The following is a 15,239-nucleotide window of genomic DNA, read 5'->3' on the forward strand; positions in this document are numbered from 1 at the left end:
CCAGTTTCCCCCCACCAAAGGGCTATCGAGGCTGGTTATGCATATTTCTTCCGGACGCTGGGTCTACGGTCTGTCCTTGTCGCTGCTGACCGCCGTGCTCTGGGGCATCCTGCCGATCAAGCTCAAACAGGTGCTGCAGGTGATGGACCCGATCACCGTGACCTGGTTTCGCCTGCTGGTGTCCGGCGGCCTGTTGCTGGCCTGGCTGGCGGCAAGCAAGCGCCTGCCCTCGTTCAATGGCCTCGGGCGCAAGGGCTGGGGCCTGGTGTTGCTGGCTACCTGCGGCCTGGTGGGCAACTATGTGCTGTACCTGGTCGGGCTCAAGCTGCTCAGCCCCGGCACCGCCCAGCTGGTGGTGCAGATGGGCCCGGTGCTGTTGCTGGTGGCCAGCGTGTTCCTGTTCAAGGAACGCTTTAGCCTGGGGCAGGGCATGGGCCTGGTGATCCTGCTGCTGGGCTTTGGCCTGTTCTTCAATCAACGCCTGGATGAGCTGCTCACCTCCCTGAGCGTCTACACCACCGGCGTGCTGACCATCCTCCTGGCGACCTCTATCTGGGTGTTCTATGCCCTGAGCCAGAAGCAGCTGCTGACGGTATGGAACTCGATGCAGGTGATGATGGTGATCTACCTGTTTTGCGCAGCCTTGCTGACCCCTTGGGTGCATCCGTTGGAGGCGCTGCAATTGAGCCCGCTGCAAGGCTGGCTGCTGCTTGCCTGCTGTTTGAACACCCTGGTGGCCTACGGCGCGTTTGCCGAAGCCCTGGCGCACTGGGAAGCCTCCAAGGTCAGTGCGACCCTGGCGGTGACGCCGCTGATCACCTTTGTGGCGGTGGCCCTGGCAGCCTGGTTCTGGCCCGACTTTGTCCACGCCGAGCAGATCAACACCCTGGGCTACATCGGTGCGCTGGTGGTGGTGCTGGGCTCGGCGCTGACCGCCCTGGGCCCCTCGATCATGGCCGGCTGGCGGGCCAGGCGCGTTCGCCTGGCCCGGTGATTCAGCCCTTGGCGCCCGGTTCGAGCATTTTTTCCGGGCGCACCCACTGGTCGAACTGCTCGTTGCTCAGGTAACCCAGGCTCAGCGCCGCCTCGCGCAGGGTGGTGCCTTCGCTGTAGGCCTTCTTGGCGATTTCTGCCGCCTTGTCGTAGCCAATGTGCGGGTTGAGCGCGGTCACCAGCATCAGCCCGCGCTCCAGGTGCGCGGCCATCTGTTCGGGATCCGGTTCGATCCCGGCAATGCAGTGCTGCTGGAAGTTGCTGCAACCGTCGGCCAGCAGTTCGATGGACTGCAGCAGGTTGTGGATGATCACCGGCTTGAACACGTTCAACTGCAAGTGCCCCTGGCTTGCCGCAAAGCCGATCGCGGTGTCGTTTCCCAGCACCTGGCAGGCCAGCATCGACAGGGCCTCGCACTGGGTCGGGTTGACCTTGCCGGGCATGATCGAGCTGCCCGGTTCGTTGGCCGGCAGGCGTACTTCGGCAATCCCGCCGCGCGGCCCGGAGCCGAGCAGGCGCAGGTCGTTGGCCAGTTTCATCAGGGCCACGGCGAGGGTTTTCAGGCCGCCGGCGAGGGTGGTCAGCGGTTCATGCCCGGCCAGGGCGGCGAACTTGTTCGGTGCGGTAACAAACGGCAGGCCGGAAAGCGCGGCGAGCTCGGCGGCGATGGCTTCGGCAAAGCCGTGCGGGGCGTTCAGCCCGGTGCCGACGGCGGTGCCGCCCTGGGCCAGCTCGCACACCGCCGGCAAGGCCGAACGGATCGCCCGCTGGGCGTAGTCGAGCTGGGCGACATAGGCCGAGAGTTCCTGGCCGAAGGTGATCGGTGTGGCGTCCATCATATGGGTGCGACCGGTTTTCACCAGGTGCTGGTGGCGCGCCGAGAGTTCCGCCAGCCCCGACGACAGTTCGGTGATCGCCGGCAGCAGCTTGTGCTGCACGGCCTGGGCGGCGGCGATGTGCATGGCGGTGGGGAAGCAGTCGTTGGAACTTTGCGAGCGGTTGACGTGATCGTTGGGGTGTACTGGCGTTTTGCCGCCACGGCCATTGCCGGCCAGTTCGTTGGCACGACCGGCGATCACTTCGTTGACGTTCATGTTGCTCTGGGTGCCACTGCCGGTCTGCCAGACGACGAGCGGAAACTGGTCGTCCAGTTGCCCGTCGAGCACTTCGTCGGCGGCTTGTTCGATCAGCCGGGCGATGTCCGCCGCGAGGTCTCCGTTGCGGTTGTTGACCCGTGCCGCGGCTTTCTTGATCAGTGCCAGGGCATGCAACACCGCCAGCGGCATGCGTTCCTTGCCGATGGCAAAGTTGATCAGCGAGCGTTGCGTCTGGGCACCCCAGTAGGCCTGGTCAGGAACTTCGACCTGCCCCAGGCTGTCAGTTTCGATACGGCTCATGCTGCGCTCACTCCCTTGTGGTCTGAATTCGCAGTTTAGGTCCTTATTTGGCGTAGCGGTTCCATCGCGCGTCGACCCACTTGAGCACTGTGCCACTGTCGGCGCAGAATGCTCTACTCTGGGGTACTACCTCCTCTGTCTATTGAAGGAATTCCGATGACCCGTCTTCGCGCCCTCTGCACTGCTGTAGCGCTGGTCTGCGCCAGCGGCCAGGTGCTTGCAGATACCGCCAGCCACAACGCCAGTGCTGAAAAATTCCTCATGATGGCGCATGCCGACAAGCTCGGTACTCCGGTCTACATGCAGGTGCAGCAGATGTTTGCCCAGCGTTTCGAACAGACCAAGGCCCCAGCCTCGAAGAAATCCGTGCTCGACAGCTACCAGGCCAAGGCCAACGCCGCCCTGGACCAGGCCATCGGCTGGAACAAGCTCAAGCCGGACATGGTCAAGCTCTACACCACCACCTTCACTGAAAGCGAACTGAAAGACCTGGTCGCCTTCTACCAGTCGCCTCTGGGCAAGAAAGTCCTCGAGAAGATGCCGCAGGTGACCCAGCAATCGGCGCAGCTGACCCAGCAGAAACTGGAAAGCGCGGTACCGGTGGTCAACAAGCTGCTGGCTGACATGACCAAGGAACTCGACCCGAACGCCGGCAAGGCCGCCGCGCCAGCCAAGAAGTAAGCAGCGGAGCCCGACATGACCATGCAGCAAAAGATCGAGCACCGCCTGCAAGCGCTGGCACCCACGCACTTGCAGGTGCTCGATGAAAGCCACATGCACAGCCGTGGGCAGCAGACCCATTACAAGGCGGTGCTGGTGAGCGAGCAGTTCGAGGGGCTGAACAGCGTCAAGCGTCACCAGAAAGTGTATGCCACCCTCGGTGAGCTGATGAGCGAGTTTCACGCCCTGGCGCTGCACACCTATACGCCGCAGGAATGGCAGAAAATCGGTGTCGCCCCGGCGTCGCCGACCTGCGCCGGTGGCAGCAAGCACTGATTTCCTCGTCAGGTTTTTGCTAGAATGATCAACGCGCCGCTTGTCGGCGCGTTTTTATTTGGCATCCGGTCCGCCCTTTGCGAGGGTGACCACCTGGAGAAGTTACTGCATGTCCCAAGCTATCGTCGTTGCGGCGCTGTACAAATTCGTCACCCTGAAAGATTACCTCGAGCTGCGCGAGCCGCTGCTCGAGAGCATGATGGCCAATGGCATCAAGGGCACCTTGTTGCTGGCCGAGGAAGGTATCAACGGCACCGTCTCCGGTACCCGTGAAGGCATCGACGGCCTGCTGGCCTGGCTGCGCAGCGATGCGCGCCTGGTGGATATCGACCACAAAGAGTCCTACTGCGACGAACAGCCGTTCTACCGCACCAAGGTCAAGCTCAAGAAAGAGATCGTCACCCTTGGCGTGGCGGGCGTTGACCCGAACTACAAGGTCGGTACCTACGTCGAGCCCCAGGACTGGAACGCGCTGATCAGCGACCCTGAAGTGCTGCTGATCGACACCCGCAACGACTACGAAGTGGCGATCGGCACCTTCGAAGGCGCGATCGACCCCAAGACCACCACCTTCCGCGAGTTCCCCGAGTACATCAAGGCCAACTTCGACCCGGCCAAGCACAAGAAAGTGGCGATGTTCTGCACCGGCGGCATTCGTTGCGAAAAAGCCTCCAGCTATATGCTCGGCGAGGGTTTCGAAGAGGTCTATCATCTTAAGGGCGGGATCCTCAAATACCTCGAAGAGGTGCCACAGGATCAAAGCCGCTGGCAGGGCGACTGCTTCGTGTTCGACAACCGGGTCACCGTGCGTCACGACCTGACCGAGGGCGATTACGACCAGTGCCATGCCTGCCGCACCCCGATCAGCGTGGAAGACCGTGCGTCCGAGCACTACTCGCCAGGCATCAGCTGCCCGCATTGCTGGGACAGCCTGAGCGAAAAGACCCGGCGCAGCGCCATTGACCGGCAGAAGCAGATCGAACTGGCCAAGGCGCGCAATCAGCCTCACCCGATCGGTCACAACTACCGCAAAGCTGCCGAGGCCTGATTGATGTCCGCACGCCTGCTGTATGTGATGGACCCGATGTGCTCATGGTGCTGGGGCTTTGCCCCGGTCGCCGAGGCCCTGATCGCCCAGGCACAGGCGGCGGGCGTGCCGACCCGGGTGGTGCTCGGCGGCCTGCGTTCCGGCAGCCGTGCGCTGGATGCCTCGACCCGCGGCTACATCCTTGATCACTGGCAGGCGGTACACGACGCCACCGGGCAGGATTTTCAATTCGAAGGCGCACTGCCTGACGGTTTTGTCTACGACACCGAGCCTGCCTGTCGGGCCCTGGTCACCGCCCGTAGCCTTGACCCGCAATACGTGGGTGCCTTGCTCAAGCTGATCCAGCAGGCCTTCTACCAGCGCGGCGAAGACGTCACTCGTGCGCCCTTGCTGGTAGAACTGGCCGAGCAGGCCGGTTACCAGCGCGCCGCCTTTGCCGAAGCCTTTACCAGCGCCGAACAGCGCGCGGCCACGGCGGCGGACTTCACCTGGGTCCAGGACCTGGGCATTGCCGGTTTCCCGACCCTGCTGGCCGAACGCAATGGCCAGCTGGCCTTGCTGACCAATGGCTATCAAGCCCTCGAATCGCTTGAGCCGCTGCTCGGCCGCTGGCTGCAGCAGGCCGCCTGTGCTTGACCTGCCGGGTTCACCCGACCCGGTACCAGGGCCAGGCCCTGTGCATGCTGATCGCTTGAGCTGGGCAGAAATCCGCCGCCTGGCCCTGCGCCATAAAAAAGCCCTGTGGATCGCCAACGGCGTGGCCGTGCTGGCGGCGTTGTGCAGTGTGCCGATCCCCTTGCTGCTGCCGTTGCTGGTTGACGAAGTGCTGCTCGGCCATGGCGATGCCGCGCTCAAATGGATGAACCAGTTCCTGCCCGGCAACTGGCAGGTTGCTGGTGGCTACATCGGCCTGATGCTGGTATTCACCCTGACCCTGCGCTGCGCCGCCCTGGCCTTCAACGTGGTGCAGGCCAAGCTGTTCGCCGGCCTTGCCAAAGACATCGTCTACCGCTTGCGCATTCGCCTGATCGAGCGCCTCAAGCGCATTTCCCTGAGTGAATACGAAAGTCTGGGCAGCGGTACCGTGACCACCCACCTGGTCACCGACCTGGACACCCTCGACAAGTTCGTCGGCGAAACCCTCAGCCGCTTCCTGGTGGCCATGCTGACCCTGACCGGCACCGCCGCCATCCTTATGTGGATGCACTGGAAGCTGGCGTTGCTGATCCTGCTGTTCAACCCCTTGGTGATCTTCGCCACGGTGCAGTTGGGCAAGCGGGTCAAGCACCTGAAGAAGCTTGAGAACGACAGCACCTCGCGCTTCACCCAGGCGCTGACCGAGACCCTCGACGCGATCCAGGAAATCCGTGCCAGCAACCGCCAGGGCTATTTCCTCGGCCGCCTTGGCCTGCGCGCCCAGGAGGTACGCAACTACGCCGTCGCCTCGCAGTGGAAAAGCGACGCGAGCGGGCGTGCCAGCGGCTTGCTGTTCCAGTTCGGCATCGACATTTTCCGCGCCGCGGCGATGCTCACGGTGCTGTTCTCCGACCTCTCGATCGGGCAGATGCTGGCGGTGTTCAGCTACCTGTGGTTCATGATCGGCCCGGTCGAGCAACTGCTCAACCTGCAATACGCCTACTACGCCGCTGGCGGCGCCCTGAGCCGGCTCAACGAGCTGCTGGCGCGGGCCGACGAGCCGCAATACCCCGGTGGCATCGACCCGTTCAAGGGCCGCGACACTGTCGGCATCGAGGTGCAGGGCCTGCGCTTTGCCTACAACGACGAGCCGGTGCTCGACCAGCTCAACCTGTCGATTGCCCCCGGCGAAAAGGTCGCCATCGTCGGCGCCAGTGGCGGTGGCAAGAGCACCCTGGTGCAACTGCTGCTGGGCCTGTACAGCGCCCAGGCCGGGACCATCCGCTTTGGTGGCTCGACCCTGCAGGAAATCGGCCTGGAAACCCTGCGCGAGCATGTTGCGGTGGTACTCCAGCACCCGTCGCTGTTCAACGACACGGTGCGCGCCAACCTGACCATGGGCCGCGACTGCAGCGATGATGCCTGCTGGCAGGCGCTGAACATCGCCCAGCTCGACGCTACCATCGCCGCCTTGCCGCAAGGCCTGGACAGCGTGGTTGGTCGCTCCGGGGTGCGTTTGTCCGGTGGCCAGCGTCAGCGCCTGGCCATTGCGCGGATGGTGCTGGCCGAGCCCAAGGTGGTGATTCTCGACGAGGCCACCTCGGCCCTGGATGCGGCCACCGAATACAACCTGCACCAGGCCCTGACCCGTTTTCTCAGCGCCCGCACCACGCTGATCATTGCCCACCGCCTGTCGGCGGTGAAGCAGGCCGACCGGGTGCTGGTGTTTGACGGCGGCCATGTCGCCGAGGACGGCGATCACCAGCAATTGATCGCCGAAGGTGGCTTGTACGCCAAGCTGTACGGCCATTTGCAACAGAGTTAGGGCAAATTGGTTAGCAAGTGAGAAAAGCTCTGCAGGATTAATGGCAAATAGCCTAGGCTGTGCTTTGGTAGGTGGGATTCATCCGGCTCTGTTGCAAGGGACCTCATGAAGCGAAAACGGACTCTCGAAGCGCCAAAGTTGTTGGGCATTATCTGGCCATTTGTTGCTGTGGTGCTGTTTCAGGCCTTGCTCGGGAGCATCAGCCTGTACGCGCTGTCGGCAGTGCGTGGTTATGTGGCGGGCGAGAGCCTGTGGTCCAAGGGCCAGAAAGACGCCATCTATTACCTCAATCAATACGCTGACAGCCGCGACGAGGCGGTCTTCAAGAAGTATCGCAAGGCCATCGCCGTGCCCCAGGGCGGCCATGACCTGCGTGTAGCCCTCGACTTGCCGAGCCCGGATATCGACGCCGCGCGCCGTGGCATCCTCCAGGGCGGCAACCATCCCGACGACGTTTCCAGCGTGATCTGGCTGTACCTGAACTTTCATCAGGTCAGCTATATGCAAAAGGCCATCGAGCTGTGGGCAGTCGGTGACGGATTTCTGCGCCAGCTGGACGAAGTGGCCGAGCAGATGCACAGCGGTTTTCGCACCGGCCAGGCCGACGCCCGCAGCGTTGCCGGCTGGAAGGCGCAGATTGCCGCGATCAACGATGCCGTGACCCCGGCCGCGCGGGCGTTCAGCGATGCCCTGGGCGAAGGCTCGCGGATGTTGCTGCGGGTGCTGCTGGTCACTAACCTCGCTACTGCATTGTTTCTGATTGCCCTGGCCTGGATGCGCTCGAGCAAGCTGCTGGCCCAGCGCCAGGCCTTTGCCAATGCCCTTGAGGTGGAGAAGGAGCGGGCGCAGATCACCCTCGAATCGATCGGCGATGGCGTGATCACCACCGATGTCGAAGGCTGCATCGCCTACATGAACCCGGCCGCCGAGCAGTTGACCCACTGGCATGCCGCCCAGGCCCAGGGCCTGCCGCTGGCGGCGCTGTTCAGCCTGCTCGACGAGAACGCCGAAAAAGACAGCCTGACCCTGGTCGAGCGCGTGCTTGAAGGTGGCCTCAAGGGTGGCAGCGAACACACCAAGCTGATCCAGCGCCTGGACGGCAGCACCGTGTCAGTGACGCTGGTGGGCGCGCCGATCATGGCCGAAGGCAAGGTCAGCGGTATTGTCCTGGTGCTGCACGACATGACCCAGGAACGCCAGTACATCGCCAACCTGTCCTGGCAGGCGACTCACGACGCCCTGACTGGCCTGGCCAACCGTCGCGAGTTCGAATATCGCCTGGAGCTGGCGCTCAACGCCATGGCGCGCAAGCCGGCACGGCATTCACTGATGTTCCTCGACCTGGACCAGTTCAAGCTGGTCAACGATACCTGCGGCCATGCCGCTGGCGATGAACTGCTGCGCCATATCTGTGCGGTGCTCCAGGCCGGCCTGCGCGAAGGCGACACCCTGGCGCGGCTGGGCGGCGACGAGTTCGGCATCCTCCTCGAAAACTGCCCACAGGAGCAGGCCGAGCGGATTGCCGAGAGCCTGCGACAGGCCGTGCAGAGCCTGCATTTCGTCTGGAAAGGGCGACCGTTCATGACCACCGTGAGCCTGGGCCTGGTGCATATCGCCCAGGGCCCGACCACTCTTGAAGCTTCGCTGCGGGCCGCCGACATGGCCTGCTACATGGCCAAGGAGAAGGGCCGCAACCGCGTACAGGTGTACCACGCCGACGACAGCGAGCTGTCCATGCGCTTTGGCGAGATGGCCTGGATCCAGCGCCTGCACGTGGCCCTGGAAGAAAACCGCTTCTGCCTGTATGCCCAGGAAATTGCCGCCCTCGGCCCCCATGAGGGCGCCGGGCATATCGAGATTCTGCTGCGCCTGCATGACGAGAGCGGGCGCATTATTCTGCCCGACAGCTTCATCCCCGCCGCCGAGCGCTATGGCCTGATGACTGCGCTGGACCGCTGGGTGGTGCGCAGTGTGTTCAAGGTCATCCGCCAGTGCCTGGACGAGCAGCGCGAAGGCCCGTTGGCCATGTGCGCGATCAACCTGTCGGGCAGCAGTATTGGTGACGACAAATTCCTTGAATACCTGCAACGGCTGTTCAGCGAGTTCGCCATCCCGCCGCACATGATTTGTTTCGAAATAACCGAAACCAGCGCCATCGCCAACCTTGGCAGCGCCATTCGCTTTATCAACGAGCTCAAGGGCCTAGGTTGCCGGTTCTCGCTGGATGACTTTTGCGCCGGTATGTCGTCGTTCGCTTATTTGAAGCATTTGCCTGTAGACTTTCTGAAAATCGACGGAAGTTTTGTCAAGGACATGCTCGATGACCCGATCAACCGGGCCATGGTCGAGGTGATCAATCACATCGGTCACGTGATGGGCAAACGCACCATTGCCGAGTTTGTCGAAACCCCGTTGATCGAGCAGGCCCTGCAGGAAATTGGCGTCGACTACGCCCAGGGATACCTGATCGAGCGGCCACAGGTGTTCACCTGTGACAGCTTGCAGCGCAAACGGATTGCTGCAAGGCCCCTGTTGTTCAAGGCGCCGGGGACCTTTCGCTGAGATCCACCGATAATCACAAGGAACAAGGAGCTGACAGTGATTGACGCGTTCATACGTACTGGTCCATTGATGGACCCCAGCAGTTACCCGCTTTGGGCCCAGCAGTTGATCAAGGACTGCAGCGAGAGCAAGCGTCGGGTGGTGGAGCACGAGCTTTATCAACGCATGCGCGATGGCCGCCTCAGTGGCCGGACCATGCGCCAGTACCTGATTGGTGGCTGGCCGGTGGTCGAGCAGTTCTCGCTGTACATGGCCAAGAACCTCACCAAGACCCAGTACGCCCGCCACCCTGGTGAAGACATGGCGCGGCGCTGGCTGATGCGCAACATCCGTGTCGAACTCAACCACGCCGATTACTGGCGGTTCTGGGCCCAGGCCCATGGCGTCAGCCTCGAAGAGTTGCAGGCGCAGGAAGTTCCCAGCGAACTCAATGCCCTCAGCGACTGGTGCTGGCACACCTGTGCGACCGATGCGCTGGTAGTGGCGATTGCCGCCACCAACTACGCCATCGAAGGCGCAACCGGCGAGTGGTCGGCGGTGGTGTGCTCAACCGGTGTCTATGCCCAGGGCTTCCCGGAAGAGGGTCGCAAGCGCGCCATGAAATGGCTGAAGATGCACGCCCAGTACGATGACGCGCACCCGTGGGAGGCTTTGGAGATCGTCTGCACCCTGGCCGGCAACAACCCGTCGGCGGCGCTGCAAACCGAACTGCGCCGGGCCGTCTGCAAGAGCTACGACTATATGTTCCTGTTCCTTGAACGCTGCATGCAACAAGAACAGGAACAGCGCCAGCAGCCCGCCCGGGCCCGGGCGGAGCTGGCCGAGGGCTGAGCTTACTGGGCGTTGAACGCCTGGCCGTTGATGCCGGTGCTGTCCGGGCCCATCAGGTACAGGTAAACCGGCATGATCTGCTCTGGCAGCGGATTGTTTTCCGGTGTTTCTGCAGGGTAGGCCTGGGCGCGCATGCTGGTGCGGGTGGCGCCCGGGTTGACACTGTTGGCCCGCACCGGCGCCACCCCTTCAAGCTCGTCGGCGAGGGTCTGCATCAGACCCTCGGTGGCGAACTTCGACACTCCATAGGCACCCCAGTAGGCCCGGCCTTTGCGCCCGACGCTGCTGGAGGTGAAGATCACCGAGGCATCGGCCGACAGCTTGAGCAGCGGCAGCAGGGTGCTGGTGAGCATGAACATGGCATTGACGTTGATCTGCATCACGCGCATGAAGTTGTCGCCCGAGAGCTGCTCCAGCGGCGTGCGCGGGCCGATGATCGAGGCGTTGTGCAACAGGCCGTCGATATGCCCGAACTCGGCTTCGATCATCGCCGCCAGTTCGTCGTACTGGTGCGGCAGGGCGGTTTCCAGGTTGAACGGGATGACCGCAGGCTTGGGGTGGCCGGCCGCTTCGATCTCGTCGTAGACCTGGCTCAGGTTGGCTTCGGTCTTGCCCAGCAGCAAGACGGTGGCGCCATGGGCGGCATAGCTCTTGGCCGCGGCCGCACCGATGCCGCGACCGGCACCGGTGACCAGGATGGTCCGGCCCTTGAGCAGGTCGGGGCGGGCAGAGTAATCGAACATGGGGTTACCTCCTGGAAATGGGTGTGACTTCATCGCGGGGCTGTGGGAGCGGGCTTGCCCCGCGATGCGTGTCTGAAATCAGCAGCCGCAAAGCGCGTTGTCGAGCACCTTGCGCAGCTCCAGCGGATGGTCGACCACCACATCCGCACCCCAGTTGTTGGGGTTGTCATCTGGATGAATATAGCCGTAGCGCACCGCAGCAGTACGGGTGCCGGCATCGCGGCCCGACTCGATGTCGCGCAGGTCGTCGCCGACGAACAGCACGCTGGCCGGGTCCAGATTGAGGGTCTTGCAGGCCAGGATCAGCGGCTCGGGGTCTGGCTTGCTGTTCTTCACGTGGTCCGGGCAGATCAACAGCGCCGAACGCTCGCTCAGACCCAGTCGCTGCATGATTGGCTCGGCGAAGCGCACCGGCTTGTTGGTGACCACGCCCCAGATCAGCTTGCCTTTCTCGATGTCGGCCAGCAGTTCGGCCATGCCGTCGTAGAGCTTGCTATGCACCGCGCAACCTTGCTGGTAACGCTCGAGGAATTCCAGGCGCAAGGCCTCGAAGCCTTCGTCCTCGGGGTCGAGGTTGAAGGTCACCGAGACCATGGCCTTGGCACCGCCCGAGACCACGTCGCGAATTTTCTGGTCTTCGATTGCCGGCAGGCCGCGCTCGGCGAGCATGGCCTGGCAGATGGCGATGAAGTCCGGCGCCGTGTCGAGCAGGGTGCCGTCCATGTCGAAAAGTACCGCTCGCAAACGCATGCTTATTCCTCGCGCAGGGTCTGGATCATGTAGTTGACGTCAACGTCGTTGGCCAGCTTGTAATGCTTGGTCAGCGGGTTGTAGGTCAGGCCGGTGATGTCCTTGACGGTCAGGCCGGCGTCGCGGCTCCAGGCGCCGAGCTCGGACGGGCGGATGAATTTCTTGAAGTCATGGGTGCCGCGCGGCAGCAGCTTCATGATGTATTCGGCGCCGATGATGGCGAACAGGTAGGCCTTGGGGTTGCGGTTGATGGTCGAGAGGAACACCTGGCCACCGGGCTTGACCATACGGAAGCACGCGCGAATTACTGAGGAAGGGTCTGGCACGTGCTCGAGCATTTCAAGGCAGGTGACCACGTCGAACTGCTCGGGCATCTCTTCGGCCAGGGCCTCGGCAGTGATCTGCCGGTACTCGACGTTGACCCCGGACTCGAGCTGATGCAGCTGGGCCACGGCCAGCGGCGCCTCACCCATGTCGATACCGGTCACAGTGGCGCCGCGCAGGGCCATCGCTTCGCTGAGGATGCCGCCGCCACAGCCGATGTCGAGGACCTTCTTGCCGGCCAGCTTGACCCGCTCGTCGATCCAGTTGACCCGCAGCGGGTTGATGTCGTGCAGTGGCTTGAACTCGCTTTCGCGGTCCCACCAGCGGTGGGCCAGGGCTTCGAACTTGGCGATTTCGGCGTGGTCGACGTTGCTCATGGAACAGTCCTCTGAAACTTGGATAATTTGCTTTTGCCCGCCAGCACTGGCTGCCGGACGTTTATTCGTTGCGCGCGCCGATCCGCTGGCCCCAGGCACAGGCGGTGGCGTGCAGGGCCTGTTCGTCCAGGCGGGTCAGGCGCCGGTCGTCAAGCAGTGGCTTGCCGGCGACCCAGACATGCTTCACGCAGTCCCGGCCGCTGGTGTAGATCAATTGCGACACCGGGTCATACAGCGGTTGCTGGGCCAGGCCGGAAAGGTCGAACGCGACCAGGTCGGCGGCCTTGCCCACTTCCAGCGAACCGGTGATCGCCTCCAGGCCCAGTGCCCGGGCGCCGTTGAGGGTGGCCATGCGCAACGCCCGGTGGGCATCCAGGGCGCTGGCCGAGCCGGCCACGGCCTTGGCCAGCAGCGCCGCGGTACGGGTTTCGCCGAGCAGGTCGAGGTCATTGTTGCTGGCCGCCCCGTCGGTACCGACGGCGACGTTGACGCCGGCCTGCCACAAGCGCTCGACCGGGCAGAAACCGCTGGCCAGCTTGAGGTTGGACTCCGGGCAGTGCACCACACTGGTGTTGCTTTCTACCAGCAGGGCCAGATCCTCGTCGCTGACCTGAGTCATGTGAACCGCCTGCAGGCGCGGCCCGAGCAGGCCCAGGCGAGCCAGCCGGGCCAGCGGGCGCTCGCCGCGGGTGTGCAGCGATTGCTCGACCTCCAGGGCGGTTTCATGGATATGCATGTGGATCGGCGCGTCGAGCTCTTCGGCGATGACGCGGATCTTTTCCAGGTTGGCGTCGCTGACCGTGTACGGCGCGTGCGGGCCCAGGGCCACGGTGATGCGCGGGTGGTGGCGCAGGTCGCCGAACAGCTCGATGCCCAGCTGCAGGGCTTCTTCGGTGCTGCGCGCACCAGGGATCGGGAAATCCATCAGGGGCACGGCGATTTGCGCGCGGATGCCGCTGTGGTGCACGCGCTCGCTGGCTACCTTGGGGTAGAAGTACATGTCGCTGAAGCAGGTGATGCCGCCTTTTACCTGCTCGGCGATGGCAAGGTCGGTGCCGTCGCGGACGAAATCTTCGTCGACCCAGCGCTCTTCGGCCGGCCAGATCTGCTCCTGCAGCCAGGTCATCAACGGCAGGTCGTCGGCCAGGCCGCGAAACAGGGTCATCGCCGCATGGCCGTGGGCGTTGACCAGCCCCGGGCTGAGCAGGCAGCCCGGCAGCTCGCGGGTTTGCGCCGCGATGAACGCCTGGGCCTGGCTGCGCGGGCCGATGAACACGATCTGCCCGTCGCGCACGCCCAGGGCATGGTCCTGCAAAACCACCCCGGCAGGCTCGACCGGCACCAGCCAGGCAGGCAGGAGCAGCAGGTCGAGCGGCAAAGCGGGTTTGGGCATGTCAGGTTTCCCTGGGCGATAGAAGGTGAGGGCGAAGTATACCCGAGCGTCCGCGCCTGGGGCTCGCTATAATCGTCCGCTTTTGATGTCCGAATGATGGGGTGAGGCATGCGCGATCGACTAATGGCAGCAGAGAAGGTGAAAGCCATCGATTGGCGGGATGGCACCCTCTATCTGCTCGACCAGCGCGCGTTGCCGTCGGCGCAGGTCTGGCTGGCCTGTAAGGACGCCGCCGCAGTGGCCGAGGCTATCCGCACAATGGTGGTGCGCGGCGCCCCGGCCATTGGCATCAGCGCCGCCTACGGCCTGGCGATGGCGATTGCCCAGCGCCTGGCCGCCGGCGGTGACTGGGAAATGGCCCTAGAAGAGGATTTCGAGCTGCTGGTGCACGCGCGGCCGACCGCCGCCAACCTGTTCTGGGCCCTGAACCGCATGCGTGAGCGCCTGCTGCGGCTCAAGGATGGCGATGACGTGCAGGCCATCATGGCGGCTGAGGCCGTGGCCATTCATGAAAGCGACCGTGAAGCCAACCTGACCATGGCCCAGCTGGGCGTCGACCTGATCCGCAAGCACCAGGGCAACGAACAGGCCATTCTCACCCATGGCAACACCGGGGCCCTGGCCACCGGCGGCTTCGGTACCGCCCTCGGGGTGGTGCGCGGCGCTTACCTGGAAGGCATGATCGAGCGCGTCTATGTCGATGAAACCCGCCCGTGGCTGCAGGGCTCGCGCCTGAGCGCCTGGGAGCTGGCCGGCGAGGGTATCCCGGCTACCATCACTGCCGACTCGGCGGCTGCCCACCTGATGAAAACCAAGGGCATCACCTGGGTGATCGTCGGCGCCGAGCGCATTACTGCCAATGGCGATGTGGCGAGCAAGATCGGCACCTACCAGCTGGCGGTCAATGCCATGCACCACGGCGTGCGCTTCATGGTCGTGGCGCCGAGCTCGAGCATCGACATGAACCTTGAAAGTGGCGACGACATCCTCCTTGAAGAGCGCAGCCCCAGCGAGTTGCTGGAGCTCGGCGGCGAGTCGCTAGGCGCCGACTTCGAGGCGTTCAATCCGGTCTTTGATGTAACTCCGGCCGACCTGATCGACGTGATCATCACCGAGAAAGGCATCGTCGAGCGCCCGGACACGGTGAAGATGGCGCAACTGATGTGTCGCAAGCGTTTGCATTGAGTCTTTGCCGTCGTCTGCGGCCTGTTGTAGCGGCTAACGGGCGTTATCGACGAGCAGTAGGGTAGTAGTGCCGCAGGCTACTCCCACCCTCTGGGCGATTGTGGTAACATCCGACGGTTTCCAAGGCCGCCCTGCGGGGCTGTCTTTACTGCGCAGATCCATGGCATAACTCGTTGATT

General features: G+C 63.6%; 14 protein-coding genes. 9 read left to right on the forward strand and 5 right to left on the reverse strand.

Translation table 11 applies throughout. The features are described 5' to 3' along the window. Positions 1-37: 37 nt before the first annotated feature. Positions 38-994: a DMT family transporter gene (locus BLR26_RS10335; RefSeq protein ID WP_093380397.1), complete on the forward strand. Its 957-nt coding sequence runs from the start codon at positions 38-40 to the stop codon at positions 992-994. 1 nt (position 995) lies between these two features. Here the strand turns inward: BLR26_RS10335 and BLR26_RS10340 are convergent, their stop codons facing one another. Continuing rightward, a complete protein-coding gene (locus BLR26_RS10340; protein ID WP_045195415.1) occupies positions 996-2,390 on the reverse strand; it encodes a class II fumarate hydratase in 1,395 nt (464 codons plus the stop codon). A 156-nt stretch (positions 2,391-2,546) separates the two neighbouring features. On the opposite strand from BLR26_RS10340, the gene BLR26_RS10345 reads away from it, so the two are divergent. The 7 genes from BLR26_RS10345 to BLR26_RS10375 all read left to right on the forward strand — a co-directional run bounded on the left by BLR26_RS10345 (position 2,547) and on the right by BLR26_RS10375 (position 10,288). Continuing rightward, a complete protein-coding gene (locus BLR26_RS10345) occupies positions 2,547-3,071 on the forward strand; it encodes a DUF2059 domain-containing protein (protein ID WP_093380399.1) in 525 nt (174 codons plus the stop codon). Positions 3,072-3,086: 15 nt separating this feature from the next. Then, entirely contained in the window at positions 3,087-3,386 is a 300-nt protein-coding gene (locus tag BLR26_RS10350) for a BolA family protein (RefSeq protein WP_045195412.1), read from the forward strand. A 109-nt stretch (positions 3,387-3,495) separates the two neighbouring features. Further along, entirely contained in the window at positions 3,496-4,434 is a 939-nt protein-coding gene (locus BLR26_RS10355) for an oxygen-dependent tRNA uridine(34) hydroxylase TrhO (protein WP_045195410.1), read from the forward strand. A 3-nt stretch (positions 4,435-4,437) separates the two neighbouring features. Beyond that, entirely contained in the window at positions 4,438-5,070 is a 633-nt protein-coding gene (locus BLR26_RS10360; RefSeq protein ID WP_045195409.1) for a DsbA family protein, read from the forward strand. Further along, the gene (locus BLR26_RS10365) at positions 5,063-6,895 is read left to right on the forward strand and encodes an ABC transporter ATP-binding protein (RefSeq protein ID WP_093380404.1); all 1,833 of its coding nucleotides are present in this window, start codon (positions 5,063-5,065) and stop codon (positions 6,893-6,895) included. The genes BLR26_RS10360 and BLR26_RS10365 overlap by 8 nt, the downstream gene beginning before the upstream one ends. 105 nt (positions 6,896-7,000) lie before the next feature. Beyond that, positions 7,001-9,457 (forward strand): EAL domain-containing protein, encoded by a 2,457-nt coding sequence (locus tag BLR26_RS10370; RefSeq protein ID WP_093380407.1) that lies wholly within the window; start codon positions 7,001-7,003, stop codon positions 9,455-9,457. Between the two features lie 36 nt (positions 9,458-9,493). Next, entirely contained in the window at positions 9,494-10,288 is a 795-nt protein-coding gene (locus BLR26_RS10375) for an iron-containing redox enzyme family protein (RefSeq protein WP_093380409.1), read from the forward strand. Between the two features lie 2 nt (positions 10,289-10,290). Here the strand turns inward: BLR26_RS10375 and BLR26_RS10380 are convergent, their stop codons facing one another. From BLR26_RS10380 to BLR26_RS10395, 4 genes are all read right to left on the reverse strand, one after another. Beyond that, positions 10,291-11,031, reverse strand: a complete 741-nt coding sequence (locus tag BLR26_RS10380; RefSeq protein WP_045195402.1) for a YciK family oxidoreductase — start codon at positions 11,029-11,031, stop codon at positions 10,291-10,293. A gap of 78 nt (positions 11,032-11,109) precedes the next feature. Further along, positions 11,110-11,781 (reverse strand): N-acetylmuramic acid 6-phosphate phosphatase MupP, encoded by a 672-nt coding sequence (mupP, locus tag BLR26_RS10385; RefSeq protein WP_045195400.1) that lies wholly within the window; start codon positions 11,779-11,781, stop codon positions 11,110-11,112. Between the two features lie 2 nt (positions 11,782-11,783). Then, positions 11,784-12,482: a bifunctional 2-polyprenyl-6-hydroxyphenol methylase/3-demethylubiquinol 3-O-methyltransferase UbiG gene (ubiG, locus tag BLR26_RS10390; protein ID WP_045195398.1), complete on the reverse strand. Its 699-nt coding sequence runs from the start codon at positions 12,480-12,482 to the stop codon at positions 11,784-11,786. 61 nt (positions 12,483-12,543) lie between these two features. Next, complete coding sequence (locus tag BLR26_RS10395; protein ID WP_093380411.1) at positions 12,544-13,875, reverse strand: TRZ/ATZ family hydrolase; 1,332 nt, start codon at positions 13,873-13,875, stop codon at positions 12,544-12,546. Between the two features lie 108 nt (positions 13,876-13,983). Here BLR26_RS10395 and mtnA point away from each other — a divergent pair, with 108 nt between their 5' ends. After that, positions 13,984-15,060: an S-methyl-5-thioribose-1-phosphate isomerase gene (gene mtnA / locus BLR26_RS10400; RefSeq protein WP_093380413.1), complete on the forward strand. Its 1,077-nt coding sequence runs from the start codon at positions 13,984-13,986 to the stop codon at positions 15,058-15,060. The last annotated feature ends 179 nt before the right edge of the window (positions 15,061-15,239 follow it).

The sequence above is a fragment of the Pseudomonas sp. UC 17F4 genome, assembly GCF_900101695.1.
In the GTDB taxonomy this organism is placed as follows: domain Bacteria; phylum Pseudomonadota; class Gammaproteobacteria; order Pseudomonadales; family Pseudomonadaceae; genus Aquipseudomonas.

Excerpts from the sequence above, each read along its gene's own strand:
- BLR26_RS10335 (WP_093380397.1), top strand. The coding sequence starts at position 38 with ATGCATATTTCTTCCGGACGCTGGGTCTACGGTCTGTCCTTGTCGCTG.
- BLR26_RS10340 (WP_045195415.1), bottom strand. The coding sequence starts at position 2,390 with ATGAGCCGTATCGAAACTGACAGCCTGGGGCAGGTCGAAGTTCCTGAC.
- BLR26_RS10345 (WP_093380399.1), top strand. The coding sequence starts at position 2,547 with ATGACCCGTCTTCGCGCCCTCTGCACTGCTGTAGCGCTGGTCTGCGCC.
- BLR26_RS10350 (WP_045195412.1), top strand. The coding sequence starts at position 3,087 with ATGACCATGCAGCAAAAGATCGAGCACCGCCTGCAAGCGCTGGCACCC.
- BLR26_RS10355 (WP_045195410.1), top strand. The coding sequence starts at position 3,496 with ATGTCCCAAGCTATCGTCGTTGCGGCGCTGTACAAATTCGTCACCCTG.
- BLR26_RS10360 (WP_045195409.1), top strand. The coding sequence starts at position 4,438 with ATGTCCGCACGCCTGCTGTATGTGATGGACCCGATGTGCTCATGGTGC.
- BLR26_RS10370 (WP_093380407.1), top strand. The coding sequence starts at position 7,001 with ATGAAGCGAAAACGGACTCTCGAAGCGCCAAAGTTGTTGGGCATTATC.
- BLR26_RS10380 (WP_045195402.1), bottom strand. The coding sequence starts at position 11,031 with ATGTTCGATTACTCTGCCCGCCCCGACCTGCTCAAGGGCCGGACCATC.
- mupP (WP_045195400.1), bottom strand. The coding sequence starts at position 11,781 with ATGCGTTTGCGAGCGGTACTTTTCGACATGGACGGCACCCTGCTCGAC.
- ubiG (WP_045195398.1), bottom strand. The coding sequence starts at position 12,482 with ATGAGCAACGTCGACCACGCCGAAATCGCCAAGTTCGAAGCCCTGGCC.
- BLR26_RS10395 (WP_093380411.1), bottom strand. The coding sequence starts at position 13,875 with ATGCCCAAACCCGCTTTGCCGCTCGACCTGCTGCTCCTGCCTGCCTGG.
- mtnA (WP_093380413.1), top strand. The coding sequence starts at position 13,984 with ATGCGCGATCGACTAATGGCAGCAGAGAAGGTGAAAGCCATCGATTGG.